This window comes from Streptomyces sp. NPDC038213 (assembly GCF_055600495.1).
The window spans coordinates 33,724-53,001 of the sequence record NZ_JBVJYM010000038.1; the positions used below are offsets into that span (position 1 = coordinate 33,724).

A 19,278-nucleotide genomic window follows, 5' to 3' on the forward strand; every position below is an offset into this window, starting at 1 on the left:
CATCGGTCGGTCGGAACGGGGAGGGGACAGGGCGGGCGGGTCGCACGACGGACTCACGGGTGGGGGTGGGGCCGGTCGGCCCTCGCGCCGTGGACGGTGTGGACGATCGCCTTGGCGGTCAGGCCGGTCTCGGTCAGGAGGCCGTGGCGGGGGCCGTGGGGTAGGAACCGGGCGGGCAGTCCCATGGTGACGACCGGGATCCGGGCGCCGGTGTCGGTCAGGGCACGGCTGAGTGCGTCGCCGACACCTCCGTTGCGGATGCTGTCCTCGACCGTGACGACGAGTCGGTGCCGAGCGGCCAGGGTCAGGAGCTCGCGGGGGACGGGCAGCACCCACCGCGGGTCGGCCACGGTCGCGCCGATGCCGCTGGCGGCGAGGTAGCGGCCGGCTTCCACGCATTCGGCGGCGAGCGGGCCGACGGCGACCATCAGGACCTCGTGGACGGCTGAGCGGAAGAGCAGGTCGACCGGGCCGGTCTGTTCGACGGCCGGGATGTCGGCACCGGCTGCGGCCTTCGGGAAGCGCAGCGCGGTGGGGTGTTCCTGGTCGTCCAGTGCTTCGGTGAGCAGGGAGCGCAGCTGGGCGGGGTCGCGGGGGACCGCCACTCGCATACCGGGGACGGAGGCCAGCAGCGGGACGTCCCACATGCCGTGGTGGCTGGCCCCGTCGGGGCCGGTGATCCCGGCCCGGTCCAGGACGAAGGTCACCGGGAGCCGGTGCAGGCCGACATCCATCAGCACCTGGTCGTAGGCCCGGTTGAGGAAGGTGGAGTAGACCGCGACCAGGGCCCGCGCACCGGCGGTGGCCAGGCCGGCCGCGCTGGCCACCGCGTGCTGCTCGGCGATGCCGACGTCGTGGAAGCGCCCGGGGAAGCGTTCGGCGAAGCGGGACAGGCCGGTGGGGCCGGGCATCGCGGCTGTGACGGCTACCAGGTCGCTGTAGTGGGCGCCCAGCTCGGTCACGTGCTCGGAGAATACGTCGGTCCAGGTCGGTTGGCCGGCGGCCGATCTGGGCAGGCCGGTGGCCGGGTCGAGGACGCCGACAGCGTGCATCTTCTCGTCCTGGTCGGCCAGGGCGGGCGGGTAGCCGTGCCCCTTGCGGGTGAGGGTGTGGACGACGACGGGCCGTGCCAGGGAACGGGCCTCACGCAGCGCCTGCTCCAGGGCGGGCACGTCGTGCCCGTCGACGGGGCCGAGGTAGGCCAGCCCCAGCTGCTCGAACAGGTTTCCCTTCGCCTCGCCCCTGCGGAGCGCGGCCAGGTGCTGGGCGAGGGCCCCGGCGGTCGGGGCGTACGAGCGTTCGTTGTCGTTGAGGACGACGACCACGGGCCGGTGCGGGGCGGCGCCGAGGTTGTTGAGGGCCTCCAGCGCCAGGCCTCCGGTGAGGGCGCCGTCGCCGACCACGGCGACCACCGCCCGGCCGTTCTCACCGCTCAGGGCCCGGGCCTTGGCGATGCCGTCGGCGTAGGACAGGGCGGTGGAGGCATGGCTGTTCTCGATGACATCGTGCGCCGACTCGGCCCGGCTCGGATAGCCCGAGAGCCCGCCGGACTGGCGCAGGGTGTCGAACTCGTGCTGGCGCCCGGTCAGGAGCTTGTGCACGTAGGCCTGGTGGCCGGTGTCGAAGAGCAGGGTGTCGTGCGGTGAGGTGAAGACCCGGTGCAGGGCGATGGTCAGCTCCACCACGCCGAGGTTGGGGCCGAGGTGGCCTCCGACGGCGCTGACCTTCTCGATGAGCAGGGCGCGTATCTGCTCGGCGAGTACGGGCAGGGTGTCCGGGGGGAGGTTCTTGAGGTCCTCGGGTCCGTCCAGCTCGGCGAGCAGGTCCGGCGGCCGCGGGTCGGCGGCGGTGTCGACGACGGTGGTGGGTGCGGTCATGGCTGGTCCCTTACGGGCGCGGGTGGTTGGAAGGTGATGTCCTCCACCGTCGTGGTGATCTCCTCGACGGTGAGCGGACCGAGCAGTCGCAGTGCCTCGATCACCTCGGTGACCAGGGCGGGCGGGGCGGATGCGCCGGCGGACAGACCGATCACCCGCACGTCCTCGAGCCAGGCCGCATCGAGGGCCGAGGCGTCGTCGATCAGCTGGGCCGGGGTGCCGCCGCGGCGGACCAGCTCCACCATCCGGGCCGAGTTGGAGGAGTTCGCGGACCCGACCACCAGGACGAGGTCCGCCCTGCGCGCCACCGCCTCGACGGCGAGTTGGCGGTTGGTGGTGGCGTAGCAGATGTCGTCCCCGGGCGGTGCCTGGATCAGCGGGAAGCGGTCCCTCAGCGCCTCGATGACCTCGGCGGTCTCGTCCAGGGCCAGTGTGGTCTGGGTCAGGTAGGACACTCTCGACTCGTCGGGGACTTCCAGCGTCCGTGCCTGCTCGGCCGTTTCGATCAGGATGGTGGCCTGCGGTGCCTCGCCGAGGGTGCCTTCGACCTCCTCGTGACCGGCGTGTCCGATCAGGACCACGGTGTTGCCGCGGCCGGCGAAGCGGCGGGCCTCGGAGTGCACCTTGGTGACCAGCGGGCAGGTCGCGTCGACGACCGTGAGCCGCCGCAGCCGGGCTTGTTCGCGGACCTGCGGGGAGACGCCGTGGGCGGAGAAGACCACGGTGGAGCCGGGCGGGACGGCGTCCAGTTCCTCGACGAAGACCGCCCCGCGTGCAGCCAGGTCGGCCACCACGTGGGTGTTGTGCACGATCTGCTTGCGGACGTAGACGGGGGTGTCCCGACCGGGTGCGTCCAGCAGCCGTTCGACCGCGTCGATGGCTCGCTCGACACCGGCGCAGAAGGAGCGGGGTGCCGCGAGCAGGACGGTCCGCGTGACCGAAGCGGCCGGTACGTCGGTGGTCATGTGTTCCTCCGGATGATCAGGGCCGCCAGGGAGCGCAGTTCGGTGCTGTCCCCACCGGGCGGCAGGCACTGGCCCAGGACGTCCAGAGCTTCCAGGACGTGGCGGCGGGCCTGGTCCCGGGCCCAGGCCCGGCCGCCGGCCTGCTCGATCAGCCCGGTCGCCCGGGCTACCTCGGCGGTGGTGAGGGGGCGGTCCATCGAGTAGAGCGCGCGCAGTCGGCGAGCGGGTTCGGTCCGCTCGGCCAGGACGGCGACCACCGGCAGGGACTTCTTGCGTGCTTGCAGGTCGGCGCCCACGGGCTTGCCGGTGACGGCGGGGTCTCCCCAGATGCCGAGCTGGTCGTCGACCAGCTGGAAGGCCAGTCCCAGCCGGCGGCCGAAGACGTCCATCGCTCCCACGACCTGGGGCGGGGCGCCGGCTGCCAGGGCGCCGAGCGCGCAGGACGCTCCTAGGAGGGCTCCGGTCTTGGCCTCGGCCATCCGCAGGCACTCCCCGAGGGTGACGCTCTTCTGCCGTTCGAAGGCACAGTCCATGTGCTGCCCCTCGCAGAGTTCGGCCACCGCCGTCCCGAGGCGGTTGACCGACTGGGCCAATGACGGGTGGTCATGCCGGGCGAGCACCAGGGGGGTCGCGGCGATCATGGCGTCCCCGGCCATGATCGCGTCGGCGGTTCCGAAAGCCTTCCAGGCGGTGGGGCGGTGGCGGCGCAGCTCGTCCCGGTCCACCACGTCGTCGTGCACCAGAGAGAAGTTGTGGCCGAGTTCGACGGCCGCCGCGGCCGGCACGGCGTCGACCGGGTCCCCGCCGACGGCTCTGGCGGCGCCTAGTGCGAGGGCCGGCCTGAGCGCCTTCCCTGCGCCGCCCGGCTGCTCCGCCCCGCTCGCGTCCCACCAGCCCAGCTGGTAGCCGCAGATGAGCAGCATCCTCGGCGGGAGGACCTGGAGCGCGGAACGCAGCAGGGCGTCGACGAGGCTGCGTGCCTGCTCCAGCAGAAGTCCGGTCCGGTGCTCGTCGTGGTCGGTCGGGACGGTGTCCATCGTCTGCCCCTTTCCCGGTGGCTGTTTCCGGTGGCTGTTGACGTCGGATTACCGGGATCGCTTGCACTCTCCCCGGTGGGCGTTCACAGTGATTCCATTGCGCTCGCGTCCGCGGCGGAGCGGAACCAGCAGGTGTGCTAAAGGTGGTTGAAATCCGAGAGCGGTTGAATTCGATCAGGTGGTGTGTCATGGCCAATCGCCGCGTACCGAATCTGAAACTCCGGGCGCTGCTTGAAGAAGCCGGGTGGAACGGCCCGGAATTCGCGCGGGCGGTCAATGCCGAAGCCCTCAGGTGTGCCCTCGTCCTGGACTACGACCGCACGACCGTGGCGCACTGGCTGGCCGGCACCCGACCGCGCGGCCGAGCGTGCCAACTGATCTGCCGGGTGCTGTCGGACAGGATCGGACGCGACATCACGCCCGAACAGGCCGGGTTGGAGCAGACGGTGCCGGCCACCGGTACCGGGCAGGCCGCCCCAGGTATCCATGAACGACTCCGCGACCTCGCCCAGGAGGGGCTGGTCGCGCAGCGGGTGCTGCGCCGCCTGCCGTACGTACCGGCACCCGGCCTGCCGCAGGCGTCCGCCGGCACACGTCCGGCGCGGCCGACCGGTCGCATCGGTGCCGCCCACGCGCGGTCGGCCGAGCTGATGGTGGCCCTCTTCGCCGATGCCGACGAAACATTCGGAGGAGTGAGAATTCGGCCCGCTCTGACGTCCTACCTCTCGCTCAACATCGCAGAAGGACTCGGCTGCTCGGCCTCACCGAACGTCAGCCGGCGTTTCCGGCAAACCAGTGCGGATCTTGCCTACCTCGCGGGGTTCATGGCTTTCGACGAGAACCTGCACGGCGTCGCACAGGCCTATTTCCAAATCGCCGTACAACTCTCTGCGGAAGCGAGCGACCCGCTCCGCCACGCCATCGCCGTACGTCAGATGAGTGTCCAGGCACACCAGCTGGGGAACGTCCTGCTGGCCCTGCAGTTCGCCGAGGCGGCGTCCCGTGACATCGGCCGCCTGCCCGCCGAGACGGGCGCCTTCATCATCGGCCAGGAGGCCCTCGCGCTCGCCGGAGTGGGGGAGCGGCACCGCGCGCTGGAGGCCCTCGGCCGCGCCCAGCGGCTGCTGGATCGTGCCGAGGGCCGAGGCGCCTTGCTCGGCGGCTACCACCTGGCCGCGTTTGCCCATCAGCAGGCGGAGGTGCTGGCAGCCGCCGGCGACGTCCCGGCCGCCTGCGGTGCGTTGGCGGCCTCCCTCCGCCTCCGGCCCACCCGGGAGCGCCGGGCCCGGATGCTCACCACCGCGCGGCTCGGAAGCCTCCAACTGGAGCAGGGTCACCTTGAGCTGGCGTGCTCCACCTGGGAGGGTTTCCTGGACGACTATCCGTTGGTCTTCTCGGCCCGTGGCGACGCCGCGTTCCGGGAACTGCGCAGGCGGCTGCGCTCTTACCAGCGCGATCCCGCCGCCCGCCGGCTACTTGCCCGGGCCGGCCGTATCGCCGGAGCCGGGGGTGGCTGGCCGACGGCGGGCCGCAAGGTGCCGTCAGCCCGTTCCGCACCACCGGAATGACCCGCCAGGGCCGTCAGATGCGGTCGGCGGCGATCAGCAGGTACTGGAAGCTGCCGTCCTTGTAGCTGCTGAGGAAGGCCTCCTCGATACCGGTGGTGACCGAGGAGTGTGTGCGCAGCTCCCAGTAGGGGATGGTGGCCGGGGTCAGGTTCTCCACATGCACCGGGACCAGCCGGTTGGCCGCCAAGGCGGCGAAGTACTCCGAACGGGCGTGGATGTTGCACTCGTAGTGCGCGTTGATGGTGGAGACCGCCTTGGACGGCTGCCCGTAGACGTCGTTGTAGCAGCCGGTGATGGTCACGTACCGGCCGCCCCGGGCAAGCAGCTTGGAGTGTGCGGCGAACAGGTCCTTGAGGTCCACGTACATGGTGGACTCGTTGTTCCAGATCGCCTGGTAGGCGCCCGGGGTGAAGCCGGTCTCCAGCATGTTGCCGACGTGGTAGGTGACCTTGTCGTCGATGCCGAGCTCACGGGCACGGCGGTTGGCGAAGTCCACCTGCTTGGAGGACAGGGAGATCCCGTCGGCGTAGCAGCCGAAGGCCTGGTGGGCGAGGACGGAGGTGCCGCCCCGGCCGCAGCCCGCGTCGAGGATCCGCTGATCCGGCTTGACCTCGCCGAGGTGTTTGATGAGCAGGTGGGCTTGTGCGGTCTCCAGGCGGTGCATCTCGTTGATGATCGCCTGGTCCCGGTCTGCCTCCGGTGTCTCCAGGACCGACCAGTCGACCCCGCCGACACCGTAGTGGTGGTGGTAGAGGCCGTCGACGTCGCCCAGGCGCAGGTTGACGGGCCGTTCCTCGGCGTTCCAGTAGTCGGCGATGTCCTGCTGGTAGCGGCTGTGCGGCACGACAGTGCTCATGTGTGCTGTTCCCTTCAGCTCCAGAAGTCGGGGAGGGTGTAACGGCTGGTGTTGGTGTGGTGCCAGCGGTGGTTGCCCAGCACCCAGGCGGTGAGGCCCTGCAGGTACCGGTCGAGGGACGGGTGCTGACCGTGCAGGCGGCCCGCCGCGTCCTCGAAGGCGTGCATGAGGTCGTTGTGCACCTCGACGGCCCGGAGGTACCCCAACCGGTGGTCGCCGGTTTCGGCAGCGAGCACGAGCGGCAGGTTCAGGTGGGGGTGCTGCATGCGGAGCTCTTTGCTGTAGGAGTAGAGGTCGTTGACGATGGTCGTGGCGTTGCAGGCCAGCGCCACCGCCTCCTGAACCTCGGAGAGGGCGTAGAGCTCGGGCGCAAGCTCGTACCCGGCGACGGCATCGGTGATGGTCAGGCACGGCCGGAAGTTGTTGAACTGGCGCATGGTCAGGTACTCCCATACCGCGGGAACCCGGCCGTCGAGCTTCCAGGTCGCCTCAGCCAAGTAACCCAGGTGCAGACGGGCCATGTCGTGCCGGAAGCGGTCCGCCTGGACAGGAGACGCGATGGCCTCGAAGTCCCGCATCGCCGTCCGGTAGCTGCGCAGGGCTTCGTCCCCCTGGACGCCGCGGTCCCAGTCCTGCCCGTACCCGCTCGTGAGCCGGGCGGGGTCGAGTGCACTCTGGGCGATCACCAGTCTGGCGCCCAGGCCATCCGGGGAGCCCCCGAAGTCCTCGACGTAGCAGTCGTCGACGACGTTCTCCGCGGCCAGCAGTTCCGCCGCGGCCATCAGGTGGCCGATGCTCGCGAAGTCGGGGTACTGCAGGACCACCGCCCGCCCGACCGCGAACCCGATCAGGCCCTCGCGCCACTGAGGGGGGCAGACGTCCTCCTTCTTGACCCAGGCGGCGATGCGCTCGTCCACCTCGGCGACCAGGGCGGCATCCGGTTCGGCCACCTGTGGACAGTACAGACCGGGGATCGGCTCCCCAGGGCGTGGCGGTGCCACCATGCCTCCTCGGATCGGCTGCGCGCCGTGGTTGCGCCCGCCCACGGAAGCCTGACCGGTTCGGCCGGACGCAGGCCCGTGGCAGGTGGACGGCAGAAGGTCCGGCAGCCGGCCCCCGGGTCGGGCTCCCATACGGACCGCCGGATCCCGCGGTCAGCAAGGGTGCCGCCGTGGTGAACCCAGTTACCCACGCCGCTCACTGGGCTGCCAAGACATGGAAAGAACGACCGGGTTGAAACCGCGCCGGAGTTGAAACCTCTCCGTTCCCCCACCCGTGTCGGCAACAGAACGAGCGGCTCGTGGCCGAGCACCTGACCGCCACGGCGAAGCACGGCGACACGAGATGCCCGGCTGCAACGCACCCGTAGAGCCGGAGGGAGGAAGGGCCGTGCATGCCGCTACGTGCATACAAGTCGGCCTCCGATGCCTGCCGTATGCGCACTGGGCGCATACAACGGCGGCATCTCCGCAGTTCACAGATGCGCCGCGCCCTCACCCCCGACCGCTCCGCCGTCATGCAGTGGAACGGCAGCGGCACCGGCTGGACCCGGATCGGCGGCGCCGCCACCACCATCCACGCCGCAGCCTCCGGCCTCTTCGCGACCCACCCCGGCGACGGCAGCATCCACCGCTACAACGGCACCCCCGACTCCTGGACCCGCATCGGCAACGCCGGCGCCGCCTTCGCCGCCAACAACAACGCCCTCTACGGACTGACCCCCGACCGCTCCGCCGTCATGCGCTGGACCGGCAGCGGCGACCGCTGGGAGCAGGTCGGAGGCCCCGCCGCAGCCCTCTACGCCGGCGGAACCTCCATGGTCGCCACCGACCCGAACGACGGCTCCGTCTTCCGCTTCAACGGAACGCCCGGCTCCTGGACCCAGATAGGCGGCCCCGGCGCGCACTTCGCCCTGAGCGGCACCCACATCTACGGCCTCACCCCGACCCGCTCCGCGGTCACCGTCTGGACGGGATCAGGCTGGAACGGCATCGGCGGCGCCGCCGCCCAGATCGCAGCCGGCCGCTGACCCACACCACGTGCCCCCGTACCGGGAAGCGGTACGGGGGCACGACGGCGTCAGCGCAGTCGCCGTCCGGAGCAGTCGTGGCGGGTCCGGGGGCATGTGCGGGAGGGTGCGGTTCACGGTGCCGTGGCCCAGCCGCGACGTCCTTGACGAGGTGCGCTGGATCCCGTCCCGGTAGCGCAGGTGTGTGCGGGCCGTGCGGGTGGACCGGGACGGGGTCTACCGGCCGCCGCCGAGGTTCACGCGGCCCCGGGCCTGATACGACGGTGACGGAGCTGCCGCTGTTCGGCGGGGACCTTCGTATCCGACCAGCAGCGCCGGCGCCAGGGCGAGTATCCGGCTCGTCACACCGCCCGCGGGAGCGCTGTGGGTCGGCTCGACCACGAGGACGGCCTTCTGGCCGCAGCTGCCGGTCGGGTTCTTGGTCTCGGAGTCAAGTCAGCCCCACCGCCCGGTGTACCGGCGCCTCCACCCGGACCCGGACCGGTCGTCGCCGGCCGCCTCCCGCTTCGGATACCGTGAGCCTCTTACGGGGTGCCATCACGGATGCCCCCCACCGGAGGTAGTCAGCGTATGAGTTCAAAGCGCAGCAAGAGTCCAGCCCTGCCCGTACTTGACGACGCGTTCCGACTCGCGTCGGTCAAGGATGCTGAAGAGTCCACCCGTGACTTGGCCGCACGGCTGGCCACCACCGAGCTGCGCCGCGGTTCCCACCCGGGCCGGGTCACCTGGGAGCCCGTCGATCAGGCCGAGCCCGTTCCGGTCCCGCCGACCGTGGTCGACGGTGACGGGGACCTGTGGCTGCGGGACCGGGGCACTGGCACCTGGACCATGCCCGAGTTCAACGCGAAGGAGTTCCCGGCCCGCTGTGGCGAGGTTCTCACGTGGAGCCAGCTTGCCTGTGAGTTCGGCCCGCTTACCGCTCTGGCCGACGACCGCCGCATCGGCGGCGGCCGGCGTCGCTGACCGCGCAGCCTTGTGGCGTGTGACGGCCTGGAGAAGCGTGGTGCGGGGCCTGGCGCCACCTGATGTCCTCGGTGCAGTCGGCGTCCTCGGGGCAGCCGGGTAGTGGTCCGCCTTCAGTTGCCGTGGTGAGCGCGCTGTCCAGCTCACCGATGGACTGCTGCCGGTCGGCCCACTGCCCGGCGGCCGTGCACCAGCGCGTCGACGCCGATCCACGTGGCGCGTTCCACCGGCTCGGCGAACCCCCTGAGCAGGGACAGCGGGCATGGTGGCGAGTCGGCCGCCGGGCAAACCGTTCAGCAGAGCGTGCTCAATTCTGCGGGAGCATCGACAACGCCGTCGTAGCGGACCCGTCGCCACCCCTGTTCGCCGGGGGCGGGTAGACGATCAGCTGGTCCGCAGTGGCCGCCCAGCAGGCGGTGGCGGGCCATCGGGGCTACCCGCCCCGGCAGCGCCACGCGAGGAAGCCCGAGCGGAGCATGGGCAGGCAGCAGGGATCGGCGGCCGGTATCTGTCACCGCGGCCTGAGAATTTGGCAGATCTCGCGGAGAGAATTTCTGGCACAACGCAGTCGGCGGGAAAATATGACGTACTCGAACCGCTGCAGCGTGCTACTGTCGTTTCAGTTGCAGTTTTGGTACCCAAGAACTCTACGCCGCCAGCGCGGATTCATTTCGCTGAAAGCGCTTTGTATTTCCCGGTCGTCTGCCGGGCGGGGCATCATCGCAGCGACACGGCGTCCGCACAGTGCAGACGCCGATGTATTGCCCCAGAGGAGATATGACATGGCTGCTGGTACCGTCAAGTGGTTCAACGCGGAAAAGGGTTTCGGATTCATCGAGCAGGACGGTGGCGGCCCTGACGTGTTCGCCCACTACTCGAACATCGCCGCCCAGGGCTTCCGTGAGCTGAACGAGGGCCAGAAGGTCAATTTCGACATCGCGCAGGGCCAGAAGGGCCCGACGGCCGAGAACATCGTTCCCGCCTGACGCTGACACGCGTTCCGCAGCTGGGGCCCGCATCCCTTGGGGTGCGGGCCCCAGCTGAATGTATTTTCCGCGGTGCGTTCCCCCGCGGTAGTGGGCGTGGAGACACTCGGCCGACAGGACCTCTCGGAGGCGCGCCCGAGTGGACTGCTTTTGCCTGCCACACCTCTGCGGTGCCCCCGTTTTCAGCGTCTGAGCCTGTGCAGACCTCCTGTCCGCCAGTTCCGCTCCGCATCCTATTCGGCCCGTTCTCGCAATTCCCTACGCCGCTCCTGTGCTGCGGGAATTCCTGGATACGTGCCGTATCGAGGAAGGTTCCGCATGAAACCCGCACGTACGAATGAGCGCTCCTCCCGTACCCGCAGCCGGACGGGGGGCCCGGCTTTCGGCAGTGGCGCCGCCGCCGGTTCGGGTCGGGGCAGCCGTTTCGGCTCGTCGGCCTCGAGCCGTTCGGGAGGCTACGGCCGTCGGCCCGCCGGTGTCCAGGGTGAGTTCGCACCGCCGAAGACGATCACTCCCGCGCTCCCCGCCGTCGAGGCGTTCGCCGAACTCGACATGCCGGCCCAGCTGCTGGCCACCCTCGGCACGCAGGGCATGACCGTGCCCTTCCCGATCCAGGGCGCCACCCTCCCCAACACTCTCGCGGGCCGCGACGTCCTCGGCCGCGGCCGTACCGGCTCCGGAAAGACCCTCGCCTTCGGCCTGGCCCTGCTGGCCCGCACCGCCGGGCAGCGCGCCGAGCCCCGCCAGCCGCTCGCGCTCGTCCTCGTCCCCACCCGCGAGCTGGCCCAGCAGGTGACCGATGCACTCACCCCGTACGCCCGCTCCGTGGAGCTGCGTCTGGCCGCGGCCGTCGGCGGCATGTCGATCGGCAGGCAGGCCGGCGCACTGCGCGCAGGCGCGGAGGTCGTAGTGGCCACGCCCGGCCGGCTGAAGGACCTCATCGACCGTGGCGACTGCCGGTTGAACCAGGTCGCGATCACCGTCCTGGACGAGGCCGACCAGATGGCCGACATGGGGTTCATGCCCCAGGTCACCGCGCTGCTCGACCAGGTTCGCCCCGAGGGCCAGCGGATGCTGTTCTCCGCGACCCTCGACCGCAACGTCGACCTTCTCGTGCGCCGGTACCTCACGGACCCGGTCGTGCACTCGGTGGACCCCTCGCAGGGCGCGGTGACCACGATGGAGCACCACGTCCTGCACGTCCACAGTGCCGACAAGCAGCGCATGACGACGGAGATCGCCGCCCGTGACAGCCGAGTGATCATGTTCCTCGACACCAAGCACGCCGTGGACCGGCTGACGCAGGACCTCCTCGACAGCGGGGTCCGCGCCGCCGCCCTGCACGGGGGCAGGTCCCAGCCGCAGCGCACCCGGACCCTGGCCCAGTTCAAGACCGGCCATGTCACCGTCCTGGTCGCCACGAACGTGGCCGCTCGCGGCATCCACGTCGACAACCTCGACCTCGTCGTGAACGTGGACCCGCCGACCGACCACAAGGACTACCTCCACCGCGGTGGGCGTACCGCCCGCGCCGGTCAGTCCGGCCGTGTCGTCACCCTGGTCACCCCCGACCAGCGCCGCGAGGTGGCCCGCCTGATGACGGCCGCGGGTGTCACCGCGCAGACCACCCGGGTCCGCTCCGGCGACGAGGCCCTGACCCGGATCACCGGCGCCCAGGCGCCCTCCGGCATCCCGGTCACCATCACCGCACCGGTGTCCGAGCGCTCCAAGCGCACCACGGCCTCCCGTGGCCGCCGCGGCCATGCTTCGGCCGCCCGGCGGGCGGGTGCGCGGCAGTCCGCCTTCGACGCGGCAGCCTGAGACCCACGTGATCCGGAAACTGACCCATCTCTGCAGGAGGCACCTTTTGACGCTGGTCCAGATGCAGCCCCGCCCGGTGGGCGCCGACCCCGCGCAGCGGACGGTGCACGACGCCATGACAGCCGCCGGCCCGCAGGTCTGGGACGACATGACGGTCGAAGTAGCCCTGTCCGTCATGAACAGCGCCCCTACAGGACATCTGCTCGTCTGCGACAACGACGGCGTGTGCACCGGGCTGGTCACCCGGGCCCAGCTGACCGCCCTCCGTGACAGCGACGCGTACACGGACCGGGTCCGGCTGCGCGAGATCCTGGACGGCAGCGGGCCGTTCGCCTCACCCACGACCACAGTGGCCGAAGCCGAACACGCGATGCGCTACCGCCGGCTCGACGCCCTGCCCGTCATCGACGAGCAGGGCAGCGCCCTGGGCGTCCTCGCCCTCGCCCGCTGATCCACCTGACCGTGGTCGGACCGCTCCCCTCTTCTCCCTGTGAGGCACCATGCGCTGCGTCATCGCCCGCTTCCCGTTCGACCTCACCAAGGCGGGCGTCCTGGAATCCATGAAGGGCGTCAAGCCCGAGCAGGTCACCGGCGAGTCCGTGATCATCGGCCGCCGCATCTACCCCGTCAAGCAGGTCGGCCAGGTCATCACCCGTCAGGACCGCCGCGACTTCAGCGCCGGCGAAGTCCTGCGGGCCATGGCCAAGCTCGGCTTCACCTGCCGCGACCTGTCCCGGGCCGCCGCGCCCGCGCACGCCCTCACCCCCCTGCAGCAGGCCTCCGCCATGCTCGGCACCGCCGCGGCCGCCTGACAGGTGAGCCCGGCGCATGCCGCCACCCGAACAACGAAGAGGGCCCGAACGGCACGCGCCGTTCGGGCCCTTCCGCGTGCCCGCAGCCGTCGAGGACACACCCGGGTGATCGGGGGAGCATGCCGGCCCACCCGGCCGGTGCCGCGCGATTGCGCGGGCCCTCAACCGGGCCCACTTTCCGCGGCCGTTCTGGTGTCGCCCACCTCGCCTGTAGCACCTGGTCTTCTCAGTCGGGAATTCTGTTCAGATACGAGGCGGTGCGTTCGAGAACTCCTCGGCGCGGCGGTGGAGTGAGCCGATCACCTTGCCGGTGGCGACCTCAAGGGCCGGTCCCGGCACGGAGGTAGTCGTGCGTGACCCTTTGCGGGACGCCGGGCACCACGGCAGCACGCGCTGCGCGCGGGTGGGTGTCAGCTGAAGATGACGGAGTGGAGCCGCAGGCTGTTGCCGGGCCTCTGGCCCGGGGACAGTGCGCGGTAGACGTCGCCACCTGCGAGGACGGCGCCGGCTGGCCGGCGTTCCTGCGTTTGCTGACCGCCCGCGGCATGTCCGGTGTCCAGCTGCTCGCCTCCGACGCCCCCGTCGGCCCCGTCGGCGTGTCCTGCCCGGCGCGTCCTGGCAGCGCTGCCGCACCCACTGGACCTGTTCGGAATCAACATGCCGTTTTCACCGGCAGGTCGACGACGAGGTCGTGGAGGCGAGGAGCTCTGCGGCTGTGCGGTGCTTGATGGGTGCCATGGGCAGAGGGAAGCCGTCTTCTCCGAGGCGGGGGCGGACCTCATGGACGGCGTTGCCGATGGTGGGGCGGCTGACCTGGAAGAGTTCGGTGGGGGCCTCACCGGTGCAGATCTGGCGGTGGGGCAGGGCGGCCGCCAGGACCCGTTCCGTATCGGTGGTCTCCTGGGAGAACAGGCCACCGCGGGCTCCTGGCCGGCGGGGGCCGCCGCATCGCTGGTGACGTCGGCGTTCGACCAGAGTGTCCGCGTGCTCATGTGAGTTCACGTGTACGCCGACACCGGGAGCCCGGGGTAGCCGGCGTGCGACACGTTGCCGCTGGTCCGCCCTTGTCGACCGTCATGTGATTCCGCAGGGCAGACGTCACCCGATTCCCCGGTGTCCGCCGGGGGGCGCCCCCTGCCATCACAAGCGGATGGATCATCCGCTTGTGATATCGTCACCCACTAAGCGGATGAACTATCCGAATCACCGGACTGGAGGAACGCAATGGGGAAGACAGCCGTGGTCACAGCCGGGACGGCCGGCATCGGCCTGGAGACGGCCCTGGGGCTGGCCGCCGCCGGATTCTCGGTCACCGTGGTCGGGCGCAGTGCGGACCGAGGCGCCCGGGCGGTAGAGCGGATCGACGCGGTGAACCCGGCTCGTCCTGGCAGGTTCCTGCCCGCCGACCTCGGCTCGCTCGACTGCGTGCGCGCGCTCGCCGGCCGGATAGCCGACGACCACGCCGCCTCGGGCGAACCGCTGACCGTGCTGGTGAACAACATCGGGGCGATGTACGCGGATCGACAAGAGCTGGCCGGCTTGGAGGCGTCGTTCGTCGTCAACCACCTTTCGCCGTACCTGCTCACGGAACTGCTGCTGCCCGTGCTCACGGCAGGTGCGCCCAGCAGGATCGTGAACGTGACCTCGGGTGCGGTTGGTGTCGCCAAGCGGGTGTTCGACGCCGTCGAGCCGCCCGGCGGCTACTACGGCTTCCACTGGTACGGCCGCGCCAAGCTCGCCAACCTCGCCTACACGCTCGACCTGGCGTCGCGGCTCGACGGCACGGGCGTCTCGGTCTTCGCCGCCGACCCCGGAGGCGCCGCGACCGACATGACCAACGGCACCATGACCGACCCGAAGATCGTCTCACCGGCCCTGCGGCTGCTGTGGCCGTTGGTGCGCCGCAAGTTCGAACGTTCCACCGCGGGCCCGGCATCCGAGGCCGCAAAGTCCTCCGTCATCGCCGCCACCGACGAGTCCCTGGCGGGCCGGACCGGCATCGTCATCGCTGCCACGGGACGCCCGGCGGCGCCGTTCCGTACGGCCACCGACCCCCGCGTCGCCGATGCCGTGCGCCGACTCAGTCGGCAGCACGCGCCCCTGTTGGCGCCCTGACCCGCCGGGACTGGCCCGGCGCGCGGGGGCGGGGCAATCCGGATGAGTCATCCGGTTAACATGTTCCCCATGACGACACCACTACGCAAGGACGCGGCCCGCAACTGGGACCGGATCGTTGCCGTCGCCCGCGAGCTGGTCGACCAGGGAACGCCGTTGCAGCTCAACGACGTCGCCCGACGCGCCGGACTCGGAGTCGGCACCGTCTACCGCCACTTCGCCACGCCCGAAGCGCTCCTGGAGGCCGTCGCCATTCCCCGCCTGGAGGCCCTGACCGCCCACGGCAGGCAGGCGCTGGCCGACACCGACGCCTGGCGGGCACTCGAGGGCTTCCTGACCCGCACCGTCGAAGCACAGGTCACAGACGCCTCCCTGGCGCCGGTCGCCGCCGCTTCCGTCAACGCCCTGCCGCGCACCGCGGAACTCAAGGAGTCCTTGTGGTCGACAGGCACCACACTCCTCGACCGGGCCCGCGCGGCCGGGGCGGTCCGTCCCGACCTGGCCGCAGCCGATCTGGTCCCGCTCATGTGCGGCATCGCCTACGCCGTGGACGTACACGGTTGCGCTCCACCGGACCGGATCGACACCGCGCACCGTTACCTGGCCGCATTGCTCGGTGGCCTGCGAGCCAGACCAACGACGGGGTGAGACCCCCCTCTGCCGCAGTCCGGGGCACTTCTCGCGCTCAGCGGCGACGCCGGGCACCTCTGGCGCACGTTCACGACCGTCTCCCCCTGGGGAATCGTGACCGCAGGGGTGGGGAATTCCGTGACGCGGAAGCGACTGAAGGTGGGTAACTACGTGACCGCTCACACGCCTCGTGCAGGCCGGCCACGCTCCGGACCGTCACCGATCGTCCGTCCCGAATGATCGCCACCCGTTCGCAGGTGCGCTGCACCTCCGGCAGGATGTGGATGGAGAGCACGACGGTGCGTCCGGCGGCGGCCGCCTCGCCCAGCAGCGCAGAGAACGTCTCCCGGACCGACGGGTCGAGTCCCTCGGTCGGTTCGTCGAGCACCATCAGGTGTGGATCGTGCTGCATCGCCTGCAGCGCGCCTGAGCCTGTGGTGCCGGTTCCCGCGGGGCGGCCCGCCGTCCAAGGCAGCCCCTCCCCGCACGACTTCCCCGGCGGTCGCACGGCCAGGCACCGTGGCCGCGCTCCCGGTCAGTGCGAGCGGCTGAACGCAGACACGCCCGAGCCCGTAGCCGCAGCCAGCTCCAGCACGGCCAACGGCGCGTCGAGGAGCGCGGCGGCGTCGAAGCCGGGGGCGTCGCCGACCCCCGTCATCCACTCGGTGATCCGCGCGAGGGCCTCCGCGCGGCGGGTACCGGGCAGGGCGAGGGCCTCCCTGGCGCCGGGCAGTGCGGACCGCACCTCTGCGGCAGTCAACAGGAAGTCCCCGAACCAGCCCGGATACAGCTCGGACCCCACGTGGCCCAGGCCGTAGAACAGCGCGGCAACCGGACTGGCCCCCCGCGCCGTCGCCACGTACAGACCCGGCCCCTGCGCCTGCGGCATGAGCTCGGCGCCGGCGTCCTGGATCTGCCGAACGGTGTCGCCGACGGTGGTGGCTTCTGCGATGAAGTCCGCGAAGCGGTGAGCGGCCGCGGTGGGTGCCGGGGGGCCGCCGGGCACGGACCCGGACCGCTCGAAGAAGGCCTCCCGCTCGGCGGCGCCGCTCGACCACCACTCCATCGACGCCCGGTACGCGGGCGAACGGGGCGGCGATTCCAGGGGCAGGTGGGCGAACCGCCTCGGGATCGCCTCTGCCTCCTCGTCGGGAACGACACCCACCGACCACACACCCGTGAAACCCACTGCTCCGTGCCTCTCGCTTCATTTCGTTCTGCTTCGCGACCTGATGGCCTGCCCGGCTGCTCTGCCGCCCTACCGCCCCGTTCGCGTCTCGTATCCTCCCATGGTCCTGACCAGCTCCTTTGAAGGCGGCCGACCCGATTGGCGCCGGGAGCGGTCCGGCGTCCGGTCGCGGCGAGATCCACCACCTCGGTCATGCGGGGGCCGGACACCGCAGCAGGGCCACCGCGTCGCGCTCGCCGGCCGCCACCTGCCTGTCCATGAGGCGTAAGTACGGATCGAGCAGCTCGGATCCGACCCCCTGTTCGGCGGCGGTGTCACCGCCCGGATGTCCGCCGCCTGCACGTCGGCCGCCCGGACGATGGCCGACGTCAACGCCATCGGCTACGACCCGAGCCAGACCCGCACCATCCCTCACGGTCCTTTGCCGCCATCGGGACGGCCCCCGCCGACGGCACCCTGATCGCCGCCCCGGGCGACGCCACCGTGTGGCGTCGAGGGCGGCCGCAAGTACGCCCTGTCCGGCTGGGAGTGGGAGACCGGTGGCTACGGGGACGCCGACATCGTCCGCGTCCCCGCCGCCTTCCTGACCGGCCTCCCCACGCGTGACCGCCTGAGCACTCGTGCACCAGGACGTCGCCCCCACACGGGCGAGCGGCCCCGGCCGGATCCCGCAGCAGCGGCCTCCGACCGGGGTCGCTCGCCGATCCGTCCCGGGTCTCAACCGGCAGTCCCCGTCATTGCGGTACGACGACTGCCCGTACGGCTCCCGCCCCTGCCTGAGGAGAGGGGCCGCGCCGCCCTCGAACCTCAGGCGCGCGGATTGCGGCCCGACTTGGAGCCTTCGGAGCAGGGGTCGGTGCCCCACTCCTCGTTGCATATGATGAGCGAGACGTGGGCGATGTTGAAACCGTCCGAGAGGCTCAGGTTGTTGTGTGCCGTCCCGGTTCCGTTGCAGCCGTTGTAGTCGTAGCGGAGCGTCGAGGTCGTCCAGTACTGGCCGTTCGTGCGGTAGACCTTGAACTTGGCGTACACCGGGTTGGAGTTGCAGTTGGTGTCGCGGACGGTCAGGTTGATACCGGACAGGCTCCCCGGGCCGGCCCAGGTCCACGAGGCGCTCGCGTTGCCGTAGCTGCTGGCCACCGACGCGGATCCGGTGGCGGCGTGGGCGGTGCCGGGTAGCGCGAGGACGACTGCGACGGCGGCTGCGGCGGTCGGCAGGGCATGGCGGATGCGCATTGATTCCCCCTGGTCGGTCGGTGATGACGGGCCGAACCTAGCCACCCGCCCGGACTGCGCGACAGGGGCATGACAATAACTCCCTCCGGGAATGACGGATCGTTAGATTGCATATCCGCGGCTGCACATGCCAACGGCCCGTGGGGCCCGCCGAACCGACCGACGGCGGCGGTCGGCGGATCCCGAGGTAGCCGGGCCGGGGAAGTGAGTCCGCCCATCGTGCGGGCCGTACCCCCGCAGCTCCTCCCCGTCGTCCCCCGCCTACTGCCAGAAGACAGTTTTGATGGGATCTGGGGTTCGGCGGTGCGGTGGACGAAGGTGTACCGGAGCCAGCCGCGGTTGTGGTCGAAGTTGAGGATGCGGGCGCCGCGGGGCTGGGTGGAGCGGGCGGGTTCGATGCTGATCCTGGTGGTGTCCAGACCCTGGTCGCGGTAGGGGGGCCGGGACGACAGCCGTTCGACGACCGCCTCGATGATCACATCCCTGACCATGCGGGGGAGGCTGTCGCGGTACTCGGAGGACGTCTTGGTCCAGTCGACCTCTGGTCGGCCGGACCGTCACCGTCTGGGTCAGCCACCGCACCGTCCACGTCGTCCTCGACGGGCAACTGATCAGGACACGTTCGATGATCTTCACCGACGCCGACCTGCCAGGGCTGTTCATGCGGGGCGGGTGCCTCGGCGGACCCGAACCCCAGGGCGGCGTCAGCGCGGACAAGCCCCTGGCGCCTGCGGCCGTCGTCGAGGTCGATCGCAAGGCAACCAAGGACGGCGTGGTCTCGCTCGGGCAGACGCCGTCGCCCTTGGCGCCGAGCTGATCGGCAAGCACATCCCCCTGCGTTTCGACGGCAGCCTGACGTATGTGATCCATGCCGGGCTCCTGGTCAAGACCCTCGCCGCCCCGATCCCGCACCAGCGCCGCGCGAAACTCACCGGCGCCCGGGTCGCCGCCACACCGCTGCCACCGCCCCCGTCGCAACCGCGGCGGGCGGTTCGGCAGGTCGGGGCCGACGGCACCTTCGTCGTCGCCAGGCACAAGCTCCGCCCCGGCGTCGCGCACGCCGGCAAGACTGTCACCGTGGTCATCGAGGAGACCTGCTTCCGCGTCCTCGACGGCGAGGTCGAGATCTCCACCCACCCGCTCAAGGGCGGCCCCGTCACCCGCTACATCGCGGATCCCCGCTGACCGTCAACC

General features: G+C 70.9%; 19 protein-coding genes and 1 pseudogene. 13 read left to right on the plus strand and 7 right to left on the minus strand.

The annotated features are described in order from the left end of the window. Nucleotides 1-53: 53 nt before the first annotated feature. Genes ACZ7JZ_RS32535 through ACZ7JZ_RS32545 form a run of 3 tightly spaced genes read right to left on the minus strand, consistent with a single transcriptional unit; the run spans nt 54 to nt 3,879 of the window. The gene (locus ACZ7JZ_RS32535; protein WP_470945822.1) at nt 54-1,877 is read right to left on the minus strand and encodes a 1-deoxy-D-xylulose-5-phosphate synthase; all 1,824 of its coding nucleotides are present in this window, start codon (nt 1,875-1,877) and stop codon (nt 54-56) included. Next, the gene (gene ispH / locus ACZ7JZ_RS32540; protein WP_470945825.1) at nt 1,874-2,842 is read right to left on the minus strand and encodes a 4-hydroxy-3-methylbut-2-enyl diphosphate reductase; all 969 of its coding nucleotides are present in this window, start codon (nt 2,840-2,842) and stop codon (nt 1,874-1,876) included. Before ispH ends, ACZ7JZ_RS32535 begins: the two co-directional genes overlap by 4 nt. Continuing rightward, nucleotides 2,839-3,879, minus strand: coding sequence for a polyprenyl synthetase family protein (locus ACZ7JZ_RS32545; protein ID WP_470945827.1), 1,041 nt, complete (start codon nt 3,877-3,879; stop codon nt 2,839-2,841). Before ACZ7JZ_RS32545 ends, ispH begins: the two co-directional genes overlap by 4 nt. Before the next feature lie 188 nt (nt 3,880-4,067). Between ACZ7JZ_RS32545 and ACZ7JZ_RS32550 the strand changes: the two genes are divergently transcribed. Continuing rightward, nucleotides 4,068-5,447, plus strand: coding sequence for a hypothetical protein (locus ACZ7JZ_RS32550; RefSeq protein WP_470945830.1), 1,380 nt, complete (start codon nt 4,068-4,070; stop codon nt 5,445-5,447). Nucleotides 5,448-5,460: 13 nt separating this feature from the next. On the opposite strand, the gene ACZ7JZ_RS32555 is transcribed toward ACZ7JZ_RS32550, so the two are convergent. Together ACZ7JZ_RS32555 and ACZ7JZ_RS32560 are read right to left on the minus strand one after the other, a co-directional pair. Next, nucleotides 5,461-6,303, minus strand: a complete 843-nt coding sequence (locus ACZ7JZ_RS32555) for a geranyl diphosphate 2-C-methyltransferase (protein WP_470945832.1) — start codon at nt 6,301-6,303, stop codon at nt 5,461-5,463. A 14-nt stretch (nt 6,304-6,317) separates the two neighbouring features. Then, nucleotides 6,318-7,253, minus strand: a complete 936-nt coding sequence (locus tag ACZ7JZ_RS32560; RefSeq protein ID WP_470945835.1) for a terpene synthase family protein — start codon at nt 7,251-7,253, stop codon at nt 6,318-6,320. A 530-nt stretch (nt 7,254-7,783) separates the two neighbouring features. On the opposite strand from ACZ7JZ_RS32560, the gene ACZ7JZ_RS32565 reads away from it, so the two are divergent. The 10 genes and pseudogenes from ACZ7JZ_RS32565 to ACZ7JZ_RS32610 all read left to right on the plus strand — a co-directional run bounded on the left by ACZ7JZ_RS32565 (nt 7,784) and on the right by ACZ7JZ_RS32610 (nt 15,677). Beyond that, the gene (locus tag ACZ7JZ_RS32565; protein ID WP_470945837.1) at nt 7,784-8,332 is read left to right on the plus strand and encodes a hypothetical protein; all 549 of its coding nucleotides are present in this window, start codon (nt 7,784-7,786) and stop codon (nt 8,330-8,332) included. 570 nt (nt 8,333-8,902) lie between these two features. Beyond that, nucleotides 8,903-9,295 carry a hypothetical protein gene (locus ACZ7JZ_RS32570; RefSeq protein WP_470945839.1) on the plus strand — a complete coding sequence of 131 codons (393 nt, stop codon included), beginning with the start codon at nt 8,903-8,905 and terminating at the stop codon, nt 9,293-9,295. Nucleotides 9,296-10,077: 782 nt separating this feature from the next. Then, complete coding sequence (locus ACZ7JZ_RS32575; RefSeq protein ID WP_007261735.1) at nt 10,078-10,281, plus strand: cold-shock protein; 204 nt, start codon at nt 10,078-10,080, stop codon at nt 10,279-10,281. Between the two features lie 318 nt (nt 10,282-10,599). Further along, complete coding sequence (locus ACZ7JZ_RS32580; protein WP_470945842.1) at nt 10,600-12,102, plus strand: DEAD/DEAH box helicase; 1,503 nt, start codon at nt 10,600-10,602, stop codon at nt 12,100-12,102. A gap of 46 nt (nt 12,103-12,148) precedes the next feature. Then, nucleotides 12,149-12,553, plus strand: a complete 405-nt coding sequence (locus tag ACZ7JZ_RS32585) for a CBS domain-containing protein (RefSeq protein WP_470945844.1) — start codon at nt 12,149-12,151, stop codon at nt 12,551-12,553. 49 nt (nt 12,554-12,602) lie between these two features. Next, a complete protein-coding gene (locus tag ACZ7JZ_RS32590) occupies nt 12,603-12,914 on the plus strand; it encodes an SCO5918 family protein (protein ID WP_470945846.1) in 312 nt (103 codons plus the stop codon). 476 nt (nt 12,915-13,390) lie between these two features. Continuing rightward, nucleotides 13,391-13,554: pseudogene (locus ACZ7JZ_RS32595) on the plus strand (transposase); the annotation flags it as partial. Between the two features lie 140 nt (nt 13,555-13,694). After that, complete coding sequence (locus ACZ7JZ_RS32600) at nt 13,695-13,910, plus strand: hypothetical protein (RefSeq protein WP_470945916.1); 216 nt, start codon at nt 13,695-13,697, stop codon at nt 13,908-13,910. Between the two features lie 228 nt (nt 13,911-14,138). Then, on the plus strand, nt 14,139-15,029 hold the full coding sequence (locus ACZ7JZ_RS32605; RefSeq protein WP_470945849.1) for an SDR family NAD(P)-dependent oxidoreductase: 891 nt from the start codon (nt 14,139-14,141) through the stop codon (nt 15,027-15,029). A gap of 69 nt (nt 15,030-15,098) precedes the next feature. Then, nucleotides 15,099-15,677, plus strand: coding sequence for a TetR/AcrR family transcriptional regulator (locus ACZ7JZ_RS32610; RefSeq protein WP_470945852.1), 579 nt, complete (start codon nt 15,099-15,101; stop codon nt 15,675-15,677). A 517-nt stretch (nt 15,678-16,194) separates the two neighbouring features. On the opposite strand, the gene ACZ7JZ_RS32615 is transcribed toward ACZ7JZ_RS32610, so the two are convergent. Beyond that, nucleotides 16,195-16,824: a hypothetical protein gene (locus ACZ7JZ_RS32615; protein ID WP_470945855.1), complete on the minus strand. Its 630-nt coding sequence runs from the start codon at nt 16,822-16,824 to the stop codon at nt 16,195-16,197. An 831-nt stretch (nt 16,825-17,655) separates the two neighbouring features. Next, entirely contained in the window at nt 17,656-18,084 is a 429-nt protein-coding gene (locus tag ACZ7JZ_RS32620) for a hypothetical protein (RefSeq protein WP_470945858.1), read from the minus strand. Nucleotides 18,085-18,709: 625 nt separating this feature from the next. On the opposite strand from ACZ7JZ_RS32620, the gene ACZ7JZ_RS32625 reads away from it, so the two are divergent. Together ACZ7JZ_RS32625 and ACZ7JZ_RS32630 are read left to right on the plus strand one after the other, a co-directional pair. Continuing rightward, the gene (locus ACZ7JZ_RS32625; RefSeq protein WP_470945860.1) at nt 18,710-18,901 is read left to right on the plus strand and encodes a hypothetical protein; all 192 of its coding nucleotides are present in this window, start codon (nt 18,710-18,712) and stop codon (nt 18,899-18,901) included. Between the two features lie 44 nt (nt 18,902-18,945). Next, nucleotides 18,946-19,269 (plus strand): hypothetical protein, encoded by a 324-nt coding sequence (locus ACZ7JZ_RS32630; protein ID WP_470945862.1) that lies wholly within the window; start codon nt 18,946-18,948, stop codon nt 19,267-19,269. The last annotated feature ends 9 nt before the right edge of the window (nt 19,270-19,278 follow it).